Source organism: Acinetobacter dispersus (assembly GCF_009884975.1).
Taxonomy (GTDB): domain Bacteria; phylum Pseudomonadota; class Gammaproteobacteria; order Pseudomonadales; family Moraxellaceae; genus Acinetobacter; species Acinetobacter dispersus.
The window spans coordinates 3,412,993-3,431,083 of record NZ_CP041970.1; the positions used below are offsets into that span (position 1 = coordinate 3,412,993).

At 39.8% G+C, this 18,091-nt stretch carries 16 protein-coding genes; 12 read left to right on the forward strand and 4 right to left on the reverse strand.

The genetic code is table 11. The annotated features are described in order from the left end of the window. From gltB to FPL17_RS19030, 10 genes are all read left to right on the forward strand, one after another. A complete protein-coding gene (gene gltB / locus FPL17_RS15715) occupies positions 1-4,479 on the forward strand; it encodes a glutamate synthase large subunit (protein WP_171519524.1) in 4,479 nt (1,492 codons plus the stop codon). A 71-nt stretch (positions 4,480-4,550) separates the two neighbouring features. Then, a complete protein-coding gene (locus FPL17_RS15720; protein WP_159886074.1) occupies positions 4,551-5,972 on the forward strand; it encodes a glutamate synthase subunit beta in 1,422 nt (473 codons plus the stop codon). Positions 5,973-6,177: 205 nt separating this feature from the next. Then, the gene (locus FPL17_RS15725; RefSeq protein WP_159886076.1) at positions 6,178-7,581 is read left to right on the forward strand and encodes an MFS transporter; all 1,404 of its coding nucleotides are present in this window, start codon (positions 6,178-6,180) and stop codon (positions 7,579-7,581) included. Between the two features lie 121 nt (positions 7,582-7,702). Further along, positions 7,703-8,593 carry a metal-dependent hydrolase gene (locus FPL17_RS15730; protein ID WP_005209232.1) on the forward strand — a complete coding sequence of 297 codons (891 nt, stop codon included), beginning with the start codon at positions 7,703-7,705 and terminating at the stop codon, positions 8,591-8,593. 171 nt (positions 8,594-8,764) lie between these two features. Further along, a complete protein-coding gene (locus tag FPL17_RS15735; RefSeq protein WP_005147322.1) occupies positions 8,765-9,355 on the forward strand; it encodes a LemA family protein in 591 nt (196 codons plus the stop codon). A 36-nt stretch (positions 9,356-9,391) separates the two neighbouring features. Further along, a complete protein-coding gene (locus FPL17_RS15740) occupies positions 9,392-10,462 on the forward strand; it encodes a TPM domain-containing protein (RefSeq protein ID WP_159886078.1) in 1,071 nt (356 codons plus the stop codon). Next, positions 10,456-11,016: a TPM domain-containing protein gene (locus tag FPL17_RS15745; RefSeq protein WP_159886080.1), complete on the forward strand. Its 561-nt coding sequence runs from the start codon at positions 10,456-10,458 to the stop codon at positions 11,014-11,016. The genes FPL17_RS15740 and FPL17_RS15745 overlap by 7 nt, the downstream gene beginning before the upstream one ends. 431 nt (positions 11,017-11,447) lie before the next feature. Beyond that, a complete protein-coding gene (locus tag FPL17_RS15750) occupies positions 11,448-11,921 on the forward strand; it encodes a pilin (RefSeq protein WP_415835877.1) in 474 nt (157 codons plus the stop codon). A gap of 64 nt (positions 11,922-11,985) precedes the next feature. Then, a complete protein-coding gene (locus FPL17_RS15755) occupies positions 11,986-12,897 on the forward strand; it encodes an O-antigen ligase domain-containing protein (protein WP_228277576.1) in 912 nt (303 codons plus the stop codon). Further along, positions 12,885-13,271: a hypothetical protein gene (locus FPL17_RS19030; protein WP_228277577.1), complete on the forward strand. Its 387-nt coding sequence runs from the start codon at positions 12,885-12,887 to the stop codon at positions 13,269-13,271. Before FPL17_RS15755 ends, FPL17_RS19030 begins: the two co-directional genes overlap by 13 nt. A gap of 8 nt (positions 13,272-13,279) precedes the next feature. Here the strand turns inward: FPL17_RS19030 and FPL17_RS15760 are convergent, their stop codons facing one another. Next, positions 13,280-13,726 (reverse strand): pilin, encoded by a 447-nt coding sequence (locus FPL17_RS15760; RefSeq protein ID WP_005209220.1) that lies wholly within the window; start codon positions 13,724-13,726, stop codon positions 13,280-13,282. A gap of 214 nt (positions 13,727-13,940) precedes the next feature. Between FPL17_RS15760 and tfpZ the strand changes: the two genes are divergently transcribed. Both tfpZ and FPL17_RS15770 read left to right on the forward strand, forming a co-directional pair. Further along, positions 13,941-14,675: a TfpX/TfpZ family type IV pilin accessory protein gene (gene tfpZ, locus FPL17_RS15765; RefSeq protein WP_159886082.1), complete on the forward strand. Its 735-nt coding sequence runs from the start codon at positions 13,941-13,943 to the stop codon at positions 14,673-14,675. 82 nt (positions 14,676-14,757) lie between these two features. Beyond that, positions 14,758-16,410 carry a PglL family O-oligosaccharyltransferase gene (locus tag FPL17_RS15770; protein WP_159886084.1) on the forward strand — a complete coding sequence of 551 codons (1,653 nt, stop codon included), beginning with the start codon at positions 14,758-14,760 and terminating at the stop codon, positions 16,408-16,410. 60 nt (positions 16,411-16,470) lie between these two features. Here the strand turns inward: FPL17_RS15770 and bfr are convergent, their stop codons facing one another. The 3 genes from bfr to FPL17_RS15785 all read right to left on the reverse strand — a co-directional run bounded on the left by bfr (position 16,471) and on the right by FPL17_RS15785 (position 18,030). Next, positions 16,471-16,935 (reverse strand): heteropolymeric bacterioferritin subunit Bfr, encoded by a 465-nt coding sequence (gene bfr, locus FPL17_RS15775; protein ID WP_005185491.1) that lies wholly within the window; start codon positions 16,933-16,935, stop codon positions 16,471-16,473. 300 nt (positions 16,936-17,235) lie between these two features. Further along, positions 17,236-17,430 carry a bacterioferritin-associated ferredoxin gene (locus FPL17_RS15780; protein WP_005185488.1) on the reverse strand — a complete coding sequence of 65 codons (195 nt, stop codon included), beginning with the start codon at positions 17,428-17,430 and terminating at the stop codon, positions 17,236-17,238. A 219-nt stretch (positions 17,431-17,649) separates the two neighbouring features. Continuing rightward, a complete protein-coding gene (locus tag FPL17_RS15785; RefSeq protein ID WP_005147310.1) occupies positions 17,650-18,030 on the reverse strand; it encodes a RidA family protein in 381 nt (126 codons plus the stop codon). Between the last annotated feature and the right edge of the window lie 61 nt (positions 18,031-18,091).

The following is an 18,091-nucleotide window of genomic DNA, read 5'->3' on the forward strand; positions in this document are numbered from 1 at the left end:
ATGCCATCGCCTAATACTGTAGCTCCCGCTCAAGGTCTATATCAGCCTGATGAGTTTAAGGATAACTGTGGTTTTGGTCTGATTGCCCATATGAAGGGTGAATCAAGCCATCATCTGGTCGAAACTGCGATTCACAGTTTAAGTTGCATGACGCACCGTGGTGGTATTGCCGCGGATGGTAAAACGGGAGATGGGTGCGGATTGTTATTGGCGATGCCAAAACAATTTTTCCGTGATGAAGCTCAAAAGTTAGGTACGAATCTGACTGAGATTTTTGCTGCTGGTACGGTATTTCTAAATATTGATCCTGCTTTAGCTCAAAATGCAAAAAACATTCTAAATAAAGAAATTGAAGCTGCAGGTTTGACGGTTGCAGCATGGCGTGTTGTTCCAACCAATAATGATGCTTTAGGTGAAATTGCGCTGCAATCATTGCCGGCATTTGAACAAATTCTTGTTAATTGTCCAATGGGCCTAACTGAGGTTGAGTTTAACCGTAAACTCTTCTTGGCACGCCGTCGTGCGGAACAATTATTACAAAATGATCCACTTTTTTATGTGACGACTTTAGCAACGACTGTTATCACTTATAAAGGTTTGATGATGCCAGCGGCCATTGCTGACTTCTATACTGACTTGGCGGATGAGCGTTTAAAATCACATATCGTGGTCTTCCATCAACGCTTCTCAACCAATACCTTGCCACGTTGGCCATTGGCACAGCCATTCCGTTATCTTGCACACAATGGTGAAATCAACACCATCACTGCAAACCGTAACTGGGCTTTGGCACGTACACCAAAATTTGAAAACCCATTATTACCAGGTTTAACGGAGTTAAATCCAATTGTGAACCGTACTGGTTCGGATTCATCAAGCTTGGATAACATGCTTGAGATCTTGGTTGGTGGTGGTATGGACCTGTTCCGTGCACTACGTATGTTGGTTCCACCAGCATGGCAAAACGTTGAGACTTTAGATGCTGACTTACGTGCTTTCTATGAGTTTAACTCTAAGCATATGGAAGCGTGGGATGGTCCAGCAGGACTCGTGATTCAAGATGGTCGTCATGCGATCTGTATGCTTGACCGTAATGGTTTACGTCCAGCACGTTGGGTGATCACCAAGAATGATTACATCACGCTTGCATCTGAGATTGGTGTATGGGGCTATGAACCTGAAGATGTAGTGTCTAAAGGTCGTGTGGGTCCAGGTCAAATTTTAGTGATTGATACTTTAACAGGCAAAGTGCTTGAGACTAAAGATGTCAGCAATCACTTAAAAAATATGCGTCCATATCGTGAATGGTTACGTGATCATGCGATTCGTTTACAAGCTAATCCACAGCTTGAAGAGCAATTGGTTGATCAAGGCTTAACTGGCGATGCATTAAAAGCAGCTCAGAAAATGTTTATGGTGACATTTGAAGAGCGCGATCAACTGTTACGTCCAATCGCAGAAAGTGGCCAAGAAGCAGTGGGTTCAATGGGTGATGATACGCCAATGGCAGTATTGTCTCGTCAAGTACGCCATGTTTCTGACTACTTCCGTCAGCAGTTTGCACAAGTGACCAACCCACCAATCGATCCATTACGTGAATCGATCGTGATGTCATTGGAAACATGTTTGGGCCGCGAACAGAATGTGTTCGAGCAAGGTCCAGAGCATGCAGACCGTATCATCATTTCAAGCCCTGTATTGTCTAATTCAAAAATGCAGCAGCTTCGCGATGTTGAAAAAGAGCGTGAAGGTTATGGCGTTATAGATATTGATTTGAACTATGTCGAAGCTGAAGGGCTGCAAGCCGCGATCGCACGTATCTGTGAAGAATCAGCACAGGCTGTACGTGATGGTAAAACCTTAATCGTATTAACGGATAAAAACTTCCGTGAAGGTTTCTTGCCTGCAAATGCAGCATTGGCAACAGGTGCGGTGCACCATCATTTGATTAAAACAGGTTTGCGTACTGATGCGAACATTTTAGTTGAAACTGGTTTTGCACGTGACCCACATCAATTTGCAGTATTGCTTGGCTTTGGTGCGACAGCAGTTTATCCATATCTGGCTTATGATGTGATCAATGATTTGGTTGCAAAGGGCGAGCTATTGGGTGATCCAATTCAGGCGCAAGCAAACTTCCGTAAAGGGATGGAAAAAGGCTTACTCAAAGTCCTTTCTAAAATGGGTATCTCTACGGTTGCTTCTTATCGCGGTGGTCAGTTATTCGAAGCGGTGGGTCTATCATCTGAAGTGGTGGATAAATGTTTCCTTGGTGTACCGAGCCGTATTCAAGGTGCAACATTTGCAGACTTAGAGAAAGATCAGAAAAAACTGGCAACCACAGCTTGGCAGCATCGTAAACCGATTGATCAAGGTGGTTTACTTAAATTCGTATTTGGTAAAGAGTACCACGCGTTCAACCCTGACGTGATCAACTCTTTGCACAAAGCGGTGCGTTCTGGTCAATACGTTGACTTTAAAGAATATGCAGAACTGGTCAACAACCGTCCTGTTGCGACGATTCGTGACTTATTTAAGTTAAAAACCACAAATTCGATTGCATTGGATCAAGTTGAAACGATTGAAGATATTCTTCCACGCTTTGACTCTGCGGGTATGTCTTTAGGTGCATTATCACCAGAGGCGCATGAAGCAATTGCGATTGCCATGAATACCATTGGCGGTCGTTCAAACTCGGGTGAGGGTGGTGAAGATCCTGCACGTTATGGCACGATTCGTAACTCGAAAATCAAACAGATTGCATCAGGTCGTTTTGGTGTAACTCCTGCGTACTTAACCTCTGCAGAAGTATTGCAGATTAAAGTTGCACAGGGTGCAAAACCAGGTGAAGGTGGTCAGTTACCAGGTGGTAAAGTGAATGGCTTAATTGCGCGTTTACGTTACTCAGTGCCGGGTGTAACACTAATTTCGCCACCGCCACACCACGATATTTATTCGATCGAAGATTTATCGCAATTGATCTTTGACTTGAAACAAGTCAACCCTCAGGCGATGGTATCGGTGAAATTGGTCTCTGAGCCTGGTGTTGGAACGATCGCAGCAGGTGTTGCAAAAGCGTATGCAGACTTCATTACCATTTCTGGTTATGACGGTGGTACAGCAGCATCTCCACTTTCATCGATTCACCATGCGGGTTCACCTTGGGAACTCGGTTTAAGTGAAGCACATCAGGCGCTTCGTGTGAACGATTTACGTGGTAAAGTCCGTGTTCAAACCGATGGCGGTTTGAAAACAGGTTTAGACGTGGTGAAAGCGGCAATTTTAGGTGCTGAAAGCTTTGGTTTTGGTTCGACACCGATGATTGCATTAGGCTGTAAATACCTACGTATTTGCCATTTGAATAACTGTGCGACCGGTGTTGCAACGCAACAAGATCATCTACGTCAAGAGCATTATATTGGCGAGCCAGAAATGCTGATTAACTTCTTCAAGTTTATTGCTGAAGAGACACGTGAATGGTTAGCTGCACTTGGTGTTGCATCATTGAAAGATTTGATTGGTCGTGTCGATTTACTTGAGGTTTTACCAGGTGAAACAGACAAGCACGCGCATCTTGACCTCAGTGCGTTATTAACTTCGCATCCTGCTGCTGAAGGCAAGGCACAATATTGCCAAGTTCAAGGCAATGCACCATTCGATAAAGGTGTGTTGGCGGAGAAAATGGTGGCAGAGATGTTACCAGCAATTGAAGCAGGCGCTGGCGGCTCATTCAACTTCACAGTAGGTAACTGTGACCGTTCGATTGGTGCACGTATCTCAGGTGAAATTGCACGTCGTTATGGCAACTTGGGTATGGAAAATAGCCCAGTGGTAATGAACCTTGTTGGTACAGCAGGTCAGTCGCTTGGTGTTTGGAATGCAGGTGGTTTGCATATCAAACTGGAAGGTGATGCCAACGACTATGTCGGTAAAGGTATGGCGGGTGGTCGAGTATCGATCTTCCCACCAAAAGGTTCACCATTCCAAACGCAAAATACCGCGATTATTGGTAACACCTGTTTATATGGTGCGACGGGCGGTAAAGTCTTTGCGGCGGGAACTGCGGGCGAGCGTTTTGCGGTTCGTAACTCTGGTGCATTTGCTGTGATTGAAGGTGCGGGCGACCACTGTTGTGAATATATGACCGGTGGTGTGGTGACAGTACTTGGTAAAGTCGGTCATAACTTCGGTGCAGGCATGACCGGTGGTTTTGCTTATGTACTTGACCTTGATAATGACTTTGTTGACTACTATAACCATGAACTTATTGATCTCAATCGTATCTCTACAGAAGCGATGGAAGACCACAAAGAAAACTTACTGCGAATTCTTGATGAACATATTCAAGAGACGGGTAGTGCTTGGGCCTATAAGATCCGTAATGAGTTCGACTTCTATAGTCGTAAGTTCTGGCTGGTAAAACCAAAAGCTGCTAATTTGCAAACGCTTTTGAAAACAACCCAAGCTGATCCACAATAATTCCACGACTGCATAGATATAGGCAGGTGCAGAGATGAAGGACATCGCTGCGCCTACCCACGGAGAGAGACATGGCAGAGCGCCTGAATAATGACTTTCAATTTCTGGATGTAGCACGCCAAGATCCAGAGAAAAAAGATATTACTGTCCGCAAGGCAGAGTTTGTGGAAATTTATAAACCTTTTACTGCGGAAGTGGCTGCGAATCAGACCCACCGCTGTTTAGGGTGTGGTAACCCATATTGTGAATGGAAATGTCCTGTACATAACTACATTCCAAACTGGTTAAAGCTGATTGCAGAAGGTCAAATTTTCCAAGCAGCTGAACTTTGCCACCAAACCAACACCTTGCCAGAAGTATGTGGTCGTGTTTGTCCACAAGACCGTTTGTGTGAAGGTGCTTGTACCTTAAACGATGGTTTTGGTGCAGTGACCATTGGTAATGCTGAAAAATATATTAACGATACTGCTTTTGCATTAGGCTGGCGTCCAGATATGTCTGGCGTAAAATGGACTGATAAAAAAGTTGCGATCATTGGTGCAGGTCCAGCAGGCTTAGGCTGTGCAGATATTCTTGCGCGTGGTGGCGTAAAACCAGTGGTATTTGATAAACGTCCTGAAATCGGTGGCCTTCTCACATTTGGTATTCCAGAATTTAAAATGGAAAAAGATGTGATGAAACGTCGTCGCGAAATCTTCACAGGAATGGGTATTGAATTCCGTTTAAATACTGAAATCGGCGTGGATGTGACTATCGAGCAATTGCTTGCAGAATACGATGCCGTGTTTATGGGTATGGGAACTTATACCTATATGAAAGGTGGTTTCCCAGGTGAAGATCTGAACGGTGTTTATGATGCTCTGGATTTCCTGATTGCCAATGTGAATCGTTGCCAAGGCTGGGAAAAAGATCCAAGCGAATACATTAGTGTCGATGGTAAGAAGGTGATCGTGCTTGGTGGTGGTGATACCGCAATGGACTGTAACCGTACCTCATTACGTCAAGGTGCGCATGATGTGACGTGTGCTTACCGTCGTGATGAAAGCAACATGCCAGGTTCTGCACGTGAAGTGAAGAATGCTTATGAAGAGGGTGTAAAATTCCTGTTCAACCGTCAGCCAATTGAAATCGTTGGTGAAAATGGCAAAGTGACTGGCGTTAAGGTTGTAACCACACAAATGGGTGCACCTGACAGTCGTGGTCGTCGTAGCCCTGAACCAATTCCAGGTTCTGAGGAAGTGTTGCCAGCAGATGCAGTATTACTTGCATTCGGTTTCCGTCCAAGTCCAGCAGATTGGTTTAGCACTGCAAATGTAGGTTTGGATGGTTCAGGTCGTGTGGTCGCGGCTGAACAACAAGAGTTCAAGTTCCAGACCTCGAATCCAAAAATCTTTGCGGGTGGTGATATGGTACGTGGTTCTGACTTGGTTGTGACGGCAATCTGGGAAGGTCGCCAAGCAGCTGAAGGCATTTTGGACTACCTTGGCGTGTAAGCTCTCTTTCAGTATTTAAGTTTTAAATGCCCAAGCCAAGTGCTTGGGCATTTTTTTATAAAATTAAATCGCTTGCATCAGCTTTATTGATGTTCAGCATTCACTTTATGCCGTGGATGACTGAAAAACTTTAACAAATGGTCAATAAATTGCTATTCTATTATTGATAATGATTATCAGTTGTTAAAAATAATTAGAGAAACTTATGACATCAAAACTCAACGACAGATTATTAATTGCGGCACTTTATACCAGTACTTTTCTCTGTTTGGTCGATCTGAGCAGTGTGAATTTGGCTTTAACCGCAATTCAAACTCAGTTCAATAGCCATCTCTCTGATTTACAGTGGGTGATTGATAGCTATGCACTGAGTATGTCGAGTTTAATGTTAGCAGTGGGTGCTTTAAGTCAGAGGTTAGGACGTAAATGCCTATGGTTGATGGGTGTTGCAATATTTATTTTTGGCTCTGTAATCTGTGCTGCTGCTCCAGATTTTAGCTTATTGATTGTTGGGCGAGTGATTCAGGGCGTTGCGGGAGCGATGCTGATACCTTTGACCTTAGCAATAATCGTACATCATTTTACGCAGCTGGATCGGAAAGCACGGGAAATTGGCAACTGGAGCTCATTCAGTGCTTTTGCCTTAATTATTGGGCCATTAATGGGTGGTCTCATGGTGCATTATCTAGGCTGGCAGAGTATTTTTTGGTTAAATCTACCCGTTGGATTATTGGCATTGTTTTTGGGCTGGAAAGGGATTGAGCCTGATTCAAACCAAGAGGCAGTGAGTTTTGATTACCTCGGTCTGATGTATAGTGTGATTGCAATTGCCACGTTGACCTATAGTATTATCATGGTACAGCAAGCCCATATAGGCTATTTGATTAGTTTTAGTTTTCTCCTCTCGATTGCATTTAGCCTTCTATTTTTTCGACATCAAAATAAAACATTACATCCTTTAATTCCTCGGCATTTATTTCAGAATCACATCTTTTTGCGTTTTAATCTAATCTCATTTCTATTGGGATTTGCGGGATATAGTTCCTTATTTGTTTTTGCGTTGTTTTATCAGGAGCAAGTACATTTAAGTGCAGCGAAAGCAGGTTGGTTGATTACACCTCAATTTTTAATGCAAGCCTTGGTGTCAATCTTGTTCGGAAAGTTGCAACAACGCTATGGTTCATTATTATTACTCAGGATAGGTTTGCTCATCTCAGGAACAGCATTGATTGCGATGATCAGCTTCCAAGCACATTCTGCATATCCATTGTTTATTGGTTTAAGTGCCATGATGGGAGCAGGTATTGGATTGATTGTACCAAGTTCCAGTACTCTAACCATTCATTCCGTCTCTCAGCAAGATGCCAGTTCAGCTGCGGCGATTTTAAATATGCTCAGACAGCTTGGATTGACCTTTGGTATTGCAGTATTGGGTACACTGACTGCATTTGTGGTCAGGTGGGCTGTGAGTAGTTTGGATTATTCGATGGCTCAAGCACAGCTTTTGGCATTCCATATTGTGGTGGCAATGATGGGTGGACTCTTTCTTGCAGCCATATGGAGCTTGAGAAAGATTAAGCCTGTAGCGCTTGGAAATTCACCATCTTAGTGAGTTGACCAATTGTCATATTGGTAGTTTTGGCAAATTTTATAAGCTTTTTTGCCCTGTCCTTGTCATTTTCCCAGCGTAATACTCGAACTCAGTCTAGGAAAGAATGCAGGTAATCAACATGACTCTTGCAAATGCGAGTGTGGAAAAAACTTATTTAAATCGTCCGAAAGCACTCGGGATCACAGTGCGTCGATTGCAATTTAATCCAAATAGAATTAAACGCCATTATTTTGCCAATTCTCCAGTGATGTCACATTTGTTGACCGCACTTTCTTCGACCTTCCCGATTGGTGAGCAGTATTTTGTAAATAGTGTACGCAACGTCAGAGATAAAGTACAAGATCCTCAGCTACAAGCACAGATCGCGGCATTTATTGGTCAGGAAGCAATGCATTCCAAAGCGCATACTGAATTTAATGATGCTTGGCGACGAGAAGACTATAACTTAGATCGCTTTCAAGCATGGTTAGCAAAGCGAGATGATGCGCTTCGAAATATTCACCCTAAATTACAACTGGCCTTGACTTGTGCTTTTGAACATTTCACAGCGATGTTAGGCGGCTATATTTTAAAACATCCAGAAATACTCAGTACGCTAGATGATGATGCGATGAAATTGTGGGTCTGGCATGCGATTGAGGAAATTGAACATCGTTCGGTGGCATTTGATGTGTATCAAGCGGTTTATGGCGATGATCGTATTCGTCGTTTGTTGATGCGTAGTGTAACCACAGGTTTTGCTAGTCTAACTTTTTATGCAACCACACGTTTGATTTGGCAAGATAAATGGAAAAGTATCCCGAAACTCGGAGGCAACCTATTCGGTGGCTATTTACTGGGTAAAATGCTACTGCAATTAATTCCTGAATATTTATCTTATTATCAAGCCGATTTTCATCCTGCCAAACATGATTACACGCAGTTAGTGAATTACTGGAAAGCCCGTATGGCAGATGAATATGGGATGGCGAGCTTTCAAGAAGAGACTGCATCTAAAATCTATAGCTAACTCACTTTAATAAAATTTGCTTAGCACGGCATTACTTCATGATGATTGAGTAATGCCTTTTTTATTTAAATACAAATATATCAACTTTAATAAATGTTACACAGCTGACAAAAAATCTCATTACAATGAATTATCGCAAAAATATAAAGAAAAACCTGAGGGTACGTTTTTATGAAAATCATCAAACAAACCGCATTGGCAACTGTATTGGCAAGCAGCTTATTGTTCACGGGCTGTGGTTATAACACGCTGCAAGTGAAGGACGAAGCTGTCAATGCTTCTTGGTCTGAAGTTCAAAACCAGTATCAACGCCGTGCAGACCTTGTTCCAAACTTGGTGAATGTGGTGAAAGGCTATGCGAAACACGAAGAGCAAGTCTTGGTTGAAGTTACTCAGGCACGTTCAAATGTGGCTGGTTTAAAAGTTGATAAAGAAGTGTTGGAAGACCCGGCACTTTTCGAGAAGTATCAACAGGCACAAAGCCAATTGACGGGCGCATTATCACGTTTAATCGCTGTTTCAGAAAATTATCCTGACTTAAAAGCCAATGAACAATTCCGTGATCTTCAAGCGCAGTTAGAAGGTACTGAAAACCGTATCGCGGTTGCGCGTAATCGTTATATTACTACGGTTCAAGATTACAACGGTTATGTGCGTCAATTCCCTCAAGCCTTGACTGCGAAAGTGATTGGCATGAAAACCAAAGAAAACTTTAAAGCGGAACAGTCTGCACAGCAAGCTCCAACAGTTTCATTTAATTAATATCTGAAATTGTTTTGAACTGTGAGGAGTTACCGTATGTTGAATGTGTTTAAGCAAAGTTTAAAGCAGAGAATCTTGCCTGTTTTAACCATCGTTTTTGCAACACTGCTGTTCCAACATACGGTTTGGGCTGAAGTCGCGACTGCAACAGATCAAGGTGATTTGATCGTTGCGGGTAAAATCATTCAAGAACAGCAAAAGAATAAAACGACTACTGAACCAGCTACGTCAAATGCTGAAACCCCTGCATTGCCACAAGTGGCCAATGACATGGGTGAGGGTGAGTCGATCCGAGGTTTGCCAACCTTAAACCAACCGATTATTGATCAAGCCAAAATTTTGAGTGATGCTGAAACACAACAGCTCAATCAGAAAATTCTCAGTCTGTATCAACAAGGCAAAGCACAAGTTGGTGTAATTATTGTACCAACAACAGGTCAAGAAGCGATTTTTGATTTTGCGTTGAGAACAGGTGAAAAATGGCAGCTTGGCTCAGCAAAGCGTGATAATGGTTTGTTGATTGCAATTGCGGTGAATGATCGCAATATTCAAATCCTGACGGGCTATGGCTTGGAAGGTGTGCTTCCAGATTTAGTCTTGAGTCGGATTATCCGTAATCAGATTACCCCTTATTTTAAACAGGGGCAGTATGCACAAGGCATTTCAGCTGGTTTAGATGAAATTACCCGTATTGTGAATTTGGACCCTGAGATTGCACAGCAGGCGGCTCAAGAACTTAAAGACCGCCATGAGCAAGCCTTGCAGGCACAACAAGCCAAAGATAACACATTGACCATGGCACTGTTTATCTTGATTGCAGGTGTTGTCGGCTCATTTATTGTCGGTAATCGTTTAAGTGCTTCGACTGCCGCAGTAGCTGCTACTGTTGCAGGCTTAGTTAATGGTGCTGGCCTAGTGATGAGTCTGCTGCTGGGTGTCGGGATATTCTTTTTATTGATTACTTCACTCGCACAGCTGATCTTCCAGATGTTCTTGTCTGGTGGCGGCCGCGGAGGCGGTGGTGGTGGTTTTGGCGGCGGCAGTGGCGGTGGTTATAGCGGCGGCGGTGGTAGCTTTGGCGGGGGAGGAGCATCAGGCTCATGGTAACCAAGACGGATACAACACAGATTATTACTCAGCCTAAACTAGATGAGCATGTGCAACCGAGTTTAAAGCGCTGGTTTAAACACTTTCTCTATGTCTCTTCAGCACATCGTTATTTTAGTAAACAGGATCGTACCGAGATTGCCAAAGCAGTACAGCAAGCTGAAAAAGGTCATGTAGGGGAAATACAGGTGGTGATCGAAGGGCATATTCCCTGTTCACAAGCCTATTATCAAAATACACGCTTACGTGCGCAGCAATTGTTTGCTGAACTGGGTGTTTGGGATACGGAATTGAATAGTGGTGTACTGCTCTATCTCAATCTATGCGAGCGCAAAGTTGAGATTGTGATTGATCGCGGTTTAAAAAATGCCACACCTACTGAAACATGGAATGAGATTTGTCAGCGTATCGTGCTGCAATTGGCTCAGAAGCAGTATCTACATGCAGTGAATAATGGGGTTACGGAAATTGGGCAAGTGTTAGATCACTATTATGTGAAAACTGAGCTTGATGACCAAAATGAATTACCCAATGAGCCGATTATTTTAAATTAAGTCTGCTCCGTCAGCTGTTTGCAAAAATTGCTTGTTGTTTTTTATAAAATCAATTAATGTGCAGAACGATCTGTATGTAATTTTTTTATTGCATACTTTCTATCGCCATTCCGATGAATGGTAAAAAAAATATCAATAAATAAAAATAAATTTTCTGTGAATTGGGTCGCTCAATTTACATACAAGTAGAAAGTAGTCAAATTCGTTAGCTAAAAAAATGAATAATTAAGCAGTAAAGATGACGTTATTTGTCATTTTTTTTCTGAAAATGTCTGATTTGATCTTCTTTTGTACAGTGTGAATTTCTTTTAAGTCTCTGTTTTTTTAAGTTAAAATTAGCTAAGCTAAGGACTGGCATAAAACATGCTAATTACTAAATAGCTGAAAAAAGCTTATAAAAAAATATCCATTGGAGAAATGTTATGAAATCAATGCAAAAGGGTTTTACTCTTATCGAATTGATGATCGTTGTAGCGATCATTGGTATCTTGGCTGCGATTGCGATTCCTGCGTATCAGAACTATATTGCCCGTTCACAGGTTACTGATGGTTTAAGCCTTGCTTCAGGTTTAAAAGTACCAACTGTTGAAGTTATGACTCAAAAGGCGACTTGTCCTTCTAATGCTGCTGCTGAATCAGAAGGTGTTGCGAAGGCAACAGATATTACAAGTAAGTATGTGGAAAGTGTTACTGTATCAACCAAAACAGCATCAGCTGGTGGTGCTGCACCAGTTTGTCAAATTACTGCGAAATTCCAACCTTCAAATGTAAGTAGTGGTATTCAAGGTAAAGAGTTAGTACTTACTTCAAAAACTAATAATGGTTCAACTGATTGGACATGTACATCAACTGGTGGTACTAAAATTGAGCAAAAATATTTACCTTCAGCATGTAAAGCTTCTTAATTTGGTTTAAATGCTTAAAAAAAAAGGAGTGCCCTAGAGCACTCCTTTTTTGTGAGAATTTAAAATGCTATATTTGATAACTACTTATTTATTAATGTTTAATCTGGGAGTGAATTTAAATTATTTGCAAAATATTTATGATGAATATCGTCTATTTGAAATATTAATATCCTTTATTTGTATTTTTCTTGTATTAAAATCTAATATTAATTTTTCGAAAAGTACTTTGCTTTTTTTTATTGTTATTTTTGTTTTTTTGGTTTTTAATTTAAATTTTTTTAATATTTTTTCTTTACAAGATATTCTTTTGTGGATGGTGTCTTTTTTTATATTTTTAGCTTTATTGGAAGTTGATTTTGAGAAAAGAAAAAACTTATATCCACTTTTAATATTTGTCTTAATTTCAGTTTTACCTATATTCTTTATTTTTTTATCAATTTTTAATTTTTTGTATGAGGGTAAATGGTATAGCTGGCAGTTTTATTCTGGTAGCATACGAATTTTTGATAGCTATATAGTAACTGTTTTTTGGTTGTCACTTTTTCTTTTTAAGAAAAAGTTTTTCATAGTGAGTAAAATATACTTCTATATTATATTCTTGATTTTTTTGGCTTTACTTTTTAATGGAGCTAGATCTGCTTTAATAAGCATTATTTTTCCTTTATCTATTTTATGGTTTGTTGATAAAGAAAATCGTTATTTGGTGCATAAGAGTTTTTTTGCTTTAGGTTCCGCACTATTTTTATATAAATTAATTTATATAATTAGGAACTATATACATGCGAATGATTTGAATTCTAATGTCTATAGACTATCAACCTCTTTTCGTTATGAAATGTGGATGTTTATGTTTGAAAAATGGAAAATTACTCCATTTTTAGGATTGAATGGCGGTTTTTTAGCAGATATTCAATATCAATATGGTAGTCATGCTCACAATATATGGTTAAGATTAATTTTTGAATGGGGGGGGTAGGAATAATTTTAGTTTTATTTTTCCTATATCAGTTATATATACTTTTTAAGTCAAAAATTGATCCTATTATAAAAATGGGAGTCATAGCAATAATTATTGATTCAAACTTTTCAGGGAATTTTATTTATCCCGCATCTCAAGTAAGCTGTATATTATTTTTGGCGTTAGCCTTCTCCTATATAAAAAGGGAATTTAATATAAATAATACATTATCTAAAGCTTTACTCCTTCTTTACATGTTACTCTTCTTTTATATTGTCATGAATTATTTTTTGGGAGATTTATCTTGTGTCGGGTGTGAAAATATAGAAGGGAGGGCAGCTCCTTTTTTTTGGGAGAATGGTGGATCTAAGCATCTTCAAAAATCTGATTAAACTATATTTTATATACCAGTACAGGCCGTTGGCAAGTATTTTTGAGCTATATCTGAAGATGTACATTCCCATTCGGAGGAACCTATACTTGAGGAATAGCTTGTCATACTAAAACTAAGATGCTTATTTTGTAGGAATGAGGTAATGCCTGTATTTTTAAATTGAAATGAGAATGAGCAAATTTTACCTGGTTGATTCGTAATAGAAAGAGAGTCAACATATTTTCCTCTTGCATCTGTATTCGAGGATAATCCCATGTCTGCTAAAGTAGGACATATTCCTTTTTCACTATAAAGCGTGCTTACAGCTGTTTTATAACTGCTTGAAAGAGTTAAAGCTTCACTGACTTGCGAACGTGCAATATAATCTTGATATTTTGGGATAGCTATTGCTGCAAGAATACCAATGATAGCAATAACGATCATGAGTTCAATTAATGTAAATCCCTTTTGCATGGAAATATCTACTAGTAATTTTAATTTTAATTTTAAAGCAAAGAGTATGCCACTAATTAATTTCTATTTAAAACAAGTGGTTGGTTGCTTTTTGGAGAAATTTATCTGTTAATATTGTGATTAAATGACAATTTTTGTTAAGTATTATATTTAAATACAACAAGATGGTAACCTCATATATAATTCCAATACAAAGTTTTATGGATGAATTTTTGTGTCCGCACGTCTTAAATTTTTTCTAAGCCATTTAGCAATTTCTTTTTTCATTGCTTTAATCGTGGTCGGGGTTGTGTTTTTTATTTGGTATCCATCTCCATTGGCAAAAGCTGTTGGAGTGACGCATATCTTTTTCATGATGCTGACGATTGATGTGATTATTGGACCATTATTAGGGCTGTTGGTCTATAAAGAAGGAAAAAAGAGTTTAAAAATGGATATTAGCGTTATTATCCTGATTCAGATTATTGCATTAGGTTATGGTGTTTATAGCATTGCTCAGGGGCGTCCAGCATGGCTGGCTTATAATGTAGATCGCTTTGAACTGGTGCGTAATAACGAGATTCTCAGAGAACATATAGCTCAAGTAAGTCCTCAATATCAACAGCCTTCATGGCTAAAACCTCAATTTGTCGGTGTTGAATTTGCCAAAGATAAAAATATTCGCGGTGATGAGATGTTTGCTGAAGTTCTAGGAGGAATTTCGATTGCCCAAAAACCAGAACGATATGTATCGTTGGATAAAGTAAAAAGTCAAATTCAACAACGTGCACAAAACTTAGATTTATTAAATCAATTCAACGATATAGCTTTGGTGCAAAATACTTTGTCTCAATACCCACAAGCGACAGCCTTTGTCCCCTTAAAAGCCAATGCTGTTGATATGACGGTTCTCATTAACAAAGAAAAAGGTGAAGTGGTTAAAATTGTAGACCTACGCCCTTGGAAGTAAATTGTAGTTTTTATCTTATATTTAGTTTGTATACGAAGGCTTAGCGATATAATTCACTAGGCCTTTTTATCATGTACAAAGTATGCAATTTTTATGCTTTTTTCTTGCCAGCGTGCTAATTAGCTTTGCTTGGCTCTCTCCATTTCATACCTATCCCTGGGTGACTTTTTCTAGTGAATTGGCGAGCTTTGGCGCAGCTTTGGCTGGCGGTGGCCTGCTCTTTAATAAAAGCGTAAAAATCCCCAGACCTCAAATTCTGATGTTAGGTATTGTCTTAATTCCGCTATGTCAGTGGGCTTTGGGTTTGATCACTGATTTCAGTACGGCATTCCTCAGCTTCTCTTATCTTTTTATATTCTGGTTAATGATTATTGCAGGATACAACTTAAGCTTACAAGCTGAGCAACGCGAAAGAATCATGCTGGGTGTGAGTTATTTATTGCTTAGTATTTCGTTCATCAGTGCGATCATGGCGATTATTCAGTGGCTGAATTTTGAAGCTTACCTTGATGCGGTGATGAAACTGAGAGGAAACCGGCCATATGCCAATTTTGGTCAGCCGAACAATCTTGCAACCTTCTTAATTATGGGCTTAATGGGAGGCTTATATTTATATGAGAAAAGAAGGCTTACCTTGTGGTTGTTAATTCCTACAAGTTTAGTCACGCTATTTGCAATTACGCTGACTCAGTCGAGAACATCTTGGGTGGTCTGTATTTTCCTGTTCTTTTACTGGATTTATAAACAATACAAAAACTCACCTCGATTTAATTTCCCAAGATTACTGCTCTGGGTAGGACTGTACTTTGTCATTGCGGGTTACATATTGCCTGTTATGGTGCAGTTCTTAAGTTCAAGTATTGATACGGGTGTAACTCAGACCGCTTCCATTGTGCAACGTGCTGGGTCAGGGCATGAGCGTCTTGGGATGTGGGTGCAGATATTACATGCAATTGCTGAGAGACCCTGGGTTGGCTATGGTTGGAACCAAACCAGTATTGCTGTTTTTGAAAGTATTGATTTTAATACCGTGCAAGTTTGGTTTAACAGTGCACATAATGTTCTACTCGATATTCTGGTCTGGAATGGTGTACCACTTGGACTTCTTATTATTGGGTATATAAGTTTATGGCTCTTCTGGCTAAATAAAAATGCCAAAGACACTACCTCAATTATTGCAATTCTAATGGTGGTTGCAATTCTCACTCATGCCATGTTGGAATTCCCGCAACGTTACGCCTATTTCTTGCTTCCAATGGGTTTCTTGTTGGGATTGATTCAGGCGCAGACACCAAAATTAAAAGGCGTGACGGTAAATAAGAATGTCATTCGCTGTATTGGGATACTTTCACTTATCGTGGTATTACTGATTTGGCGTGATTACAAGCTGTTTCAGGACAATAGCCGTTTGCTCTTTAAAAATAAACAGCCCACAGCTGAAATTTTTGGAAGTTCAAAAATTTTACTGCTTACACAGTTTCAGCAGCGTCTGGATTGGATTGCTTTAAAACCACAGGTAGAGATGTCTGATACTGATTTAAGGCTGCTTGGGGAAATGGTCAAGAATAAAGCAACACCTTATAACTTGAAGAAGTATGCGCAGTTATTGGTTTATAACCAGAAATTGACTGAAGCTGAGCAACAGTTGGTCGTCTTGAGACAGTTGTATAAGCAGAAGGTGAGTTTGGCAGAGATCATTGAATTAAATAAAAAGGCGCAAGCAAAAAAATCTTGAACTTGACCTTTTCGAATAAAAAACCAAAGCAATGCTTTGGTTTTTTATTTGGAATGTTTTTTAAATCTGGCTTTGAATATAGTTTTCAATGCCTACATTTTCAACCAGATCAAGCTGGGTATCGAGCCAGTCCCAATACTCTTCTTCTTTCTCTAGGATCTCTTGAACTAAGTCACGGGTTACATAATCTTGTTCTGCTTCGGCAAGTTCAACCGTTTGCTTGATTGCCTCAATATTCTCTTTCACTTTGCGAATATCGCAGTTAAGCACTTCTTCGGTATGTTGACCGATATACAACTTACCTAGATGCTGTAAGTTTGGTAAACCTTCTAAAAACAAAATACGTTCGATGATTTTGTCTGCATGTTTCATCTGGCGAATAGATTCTTTATATTCGGCCGAACCGAGTTGTTCGATTCCCCAATCATTAAACATACGCGAGTGTAGAAAATATTGATTGATAGCCGTTAAATGGTGGTAAAGCACCTGATTAAGCTGGTTAATAACTTCACGATTGCCTTTCATTGCGCTTACTCCAAAAACACTAAGTGATGCCAAGTGGCATCTAAAGAATAGCCTTTGTTGCAAGCATCTGAAAAATCTCAACAGAACCTGACTCAGGCAATTTTTATTATTTTAGTCAACAAAAAATCATCTGGCGAGTAGTTTATAGAACGGCAAATGAAAATCACAATCAAAAACATCCTAATATTGTTATGATTTTTATAAAAAAACCGCTTTAATGAGGAACTTTTAAAGTTCTACAAAAAGCGGTGGAGTCGTAAAAAACGAGTTGAAATTGTGTGAAATTATTTAAAAAATAAATTAAGCAGCTATAGAGATGCGTGCAGCGATTTCAGCCAGTTCATCACTGATAATTGTACGAGCTTCAGGAGCACAACGACCACAACATGTACCTAGGTCGAGTAGGTCACGGATTTCACGATAGCTTTCAGCGCCATTTGCAACGGCGTCTTTGATATCCTGATCTGTAATTCCACGACATAAACAAACATACATGGGAGTGAGCCACAAATATAAATGCGATAATTGATATTATTGATAATTATTATCGTTTGTCAATGAATTTCATTCTAACAATGCGTATATTCTTATTGAGAATTTGAATAAAAAAATACCACATGAGCGGAAATCCGAGTGCTGCTCGGATTTCTGCGCAAGGGTGGTTTATAGTCTAGAAATATATTTGAGGTTAAGTTTTTGAATTATATTTAAAATTTATGGAATGATGACAATCCCATCCATCTCAACTAGCGCATTTTTAGGCAAGCTTGCAACACCCAGCGCAGCACGTGCAGGATAAGGTTGAGCAAAGTATTCGCCCATGATCTGATTCACTAACTGAAAGTGAGACAGATCTGTAAGGAAGATATTGAGTTTTGCAATGTCAGCCAAACTACCGCCTGCAGCAGTACAAACTGCTTTCAGGTTATCAAATACGCGGCGGATTTGAGCTTCAATGCCTTCTACAAGTTCCATACTATACGGATCTAAACCAATCTGGCCTGAAAGATAGAGTGTATTGCCAACAAGAATTGCTTGAGAATATGTTCCGATAGCAGCAGGGGCGTGTTCAGTATGAATAACTTGGCGTGACATTTAGCTCTCCTAAGTGGTTTTTCTATCTTAAACCATGTGACTTTAACACAAAAGTGTAGGC

Coding starts and splice junctions, on each gene's coding strand:
- FPL17_RS15760 (WP_005209220.1), bottom strand. CDS start 13,726: ATGCAAAAGGGATTTACATTAATTGAACTCATGATCGTTATTGCTATC.
- FPL17_RS15720 (WP_159886074.1), top strand. CDS start 4,551: ATGGCAGAGCGCCTGAATAATGACTTTCAATTTCTGGATGTAGCACGC.
- bfr (WP_005185491.1), bottom strand. CDS start 16,935: ATGAAAGGCAATCGTGAAGTTATTAACCAGCTTAATCAGGTGCTTTAC.
- FPL17_RS15735 (WP_005147322.1), top strand. CDS start 8,765: ATGAAAATCATCAAACAAACCGCATTGGCAACTGTATTGGCAAGCAGC.
- FPL17_RS15750 (WP_415835877.1), top strand. CDS start 11,448: ATGCAAAAGGGTTTTACTCTTATCGAATTGATGATCGTTGTAGCGATC.
- FPL17_RS15785 (WP_005147310.1), bottom strand. CDS start 18,030: ATGTCACGCCAAGTTATTCATACTGAACACGCCCCTGCTGCTATCGGA.
- FPL17_RS15745 (WP_159886080.1), top strand. CDS start 10,456: ATGGTAACCAAGACGGATACAACACAGATTATTACTCAGCCTAAACTA.
- FPL17_RS15725 (WP_159886076.1), top strand. CDS start 6,178: ATGACATCAAAACTCAACGACAGATTATTAATTGCGGCACTTTATACC.
- FPL17_RS15780 (WP_005185488.1), bottom strand. CDS start 17,430: ATGTATGTTTGTTTATGTCGTGGAATTACAGATCAGGATATCAAAGAC.
- FPL17_RS15770 (WP_159886084.1), top strand. CDS start 14,758: ATGCAATTTTTATGCTTTTTTCTTGCCAGCGTGCTAATTAGCTTTGCT.
- FPL17_RS15730 (WP_005209232.1), top strand. CDS start 7,703: ATGACTCTTGCAAATGCGAGTGTGGAAAAAACTTATTTAAATCGTCCG.
- FPL17_RS19030 (WP_228277577.1), top strand. CDS start 12,885: ATGGGGGGGGTAGGAATAATTTTAGTTTTATTTTTCCTATATCAGTTA.
- FPL17_RS15755 (WP_228277576.1), top strand. CDS start 11,986: ATGCTATATTTGATAACTACTTATTTATTAATGTTTAATCTGGGAGTG.
- gltB (WP_171519524.1), top strand. CDS start 1: ATGCCATCGCCTAATACTGTAGCTCCCGCTCAAGGTCTATATCAGCCT.
- FPL17_RS15740 (WP_159886078.1), top strand. CDS start 9,392: ATGTTGAATGTGTTTAAGCAAAGTTTAAAGCAGAGAATCTTGCCTGTT.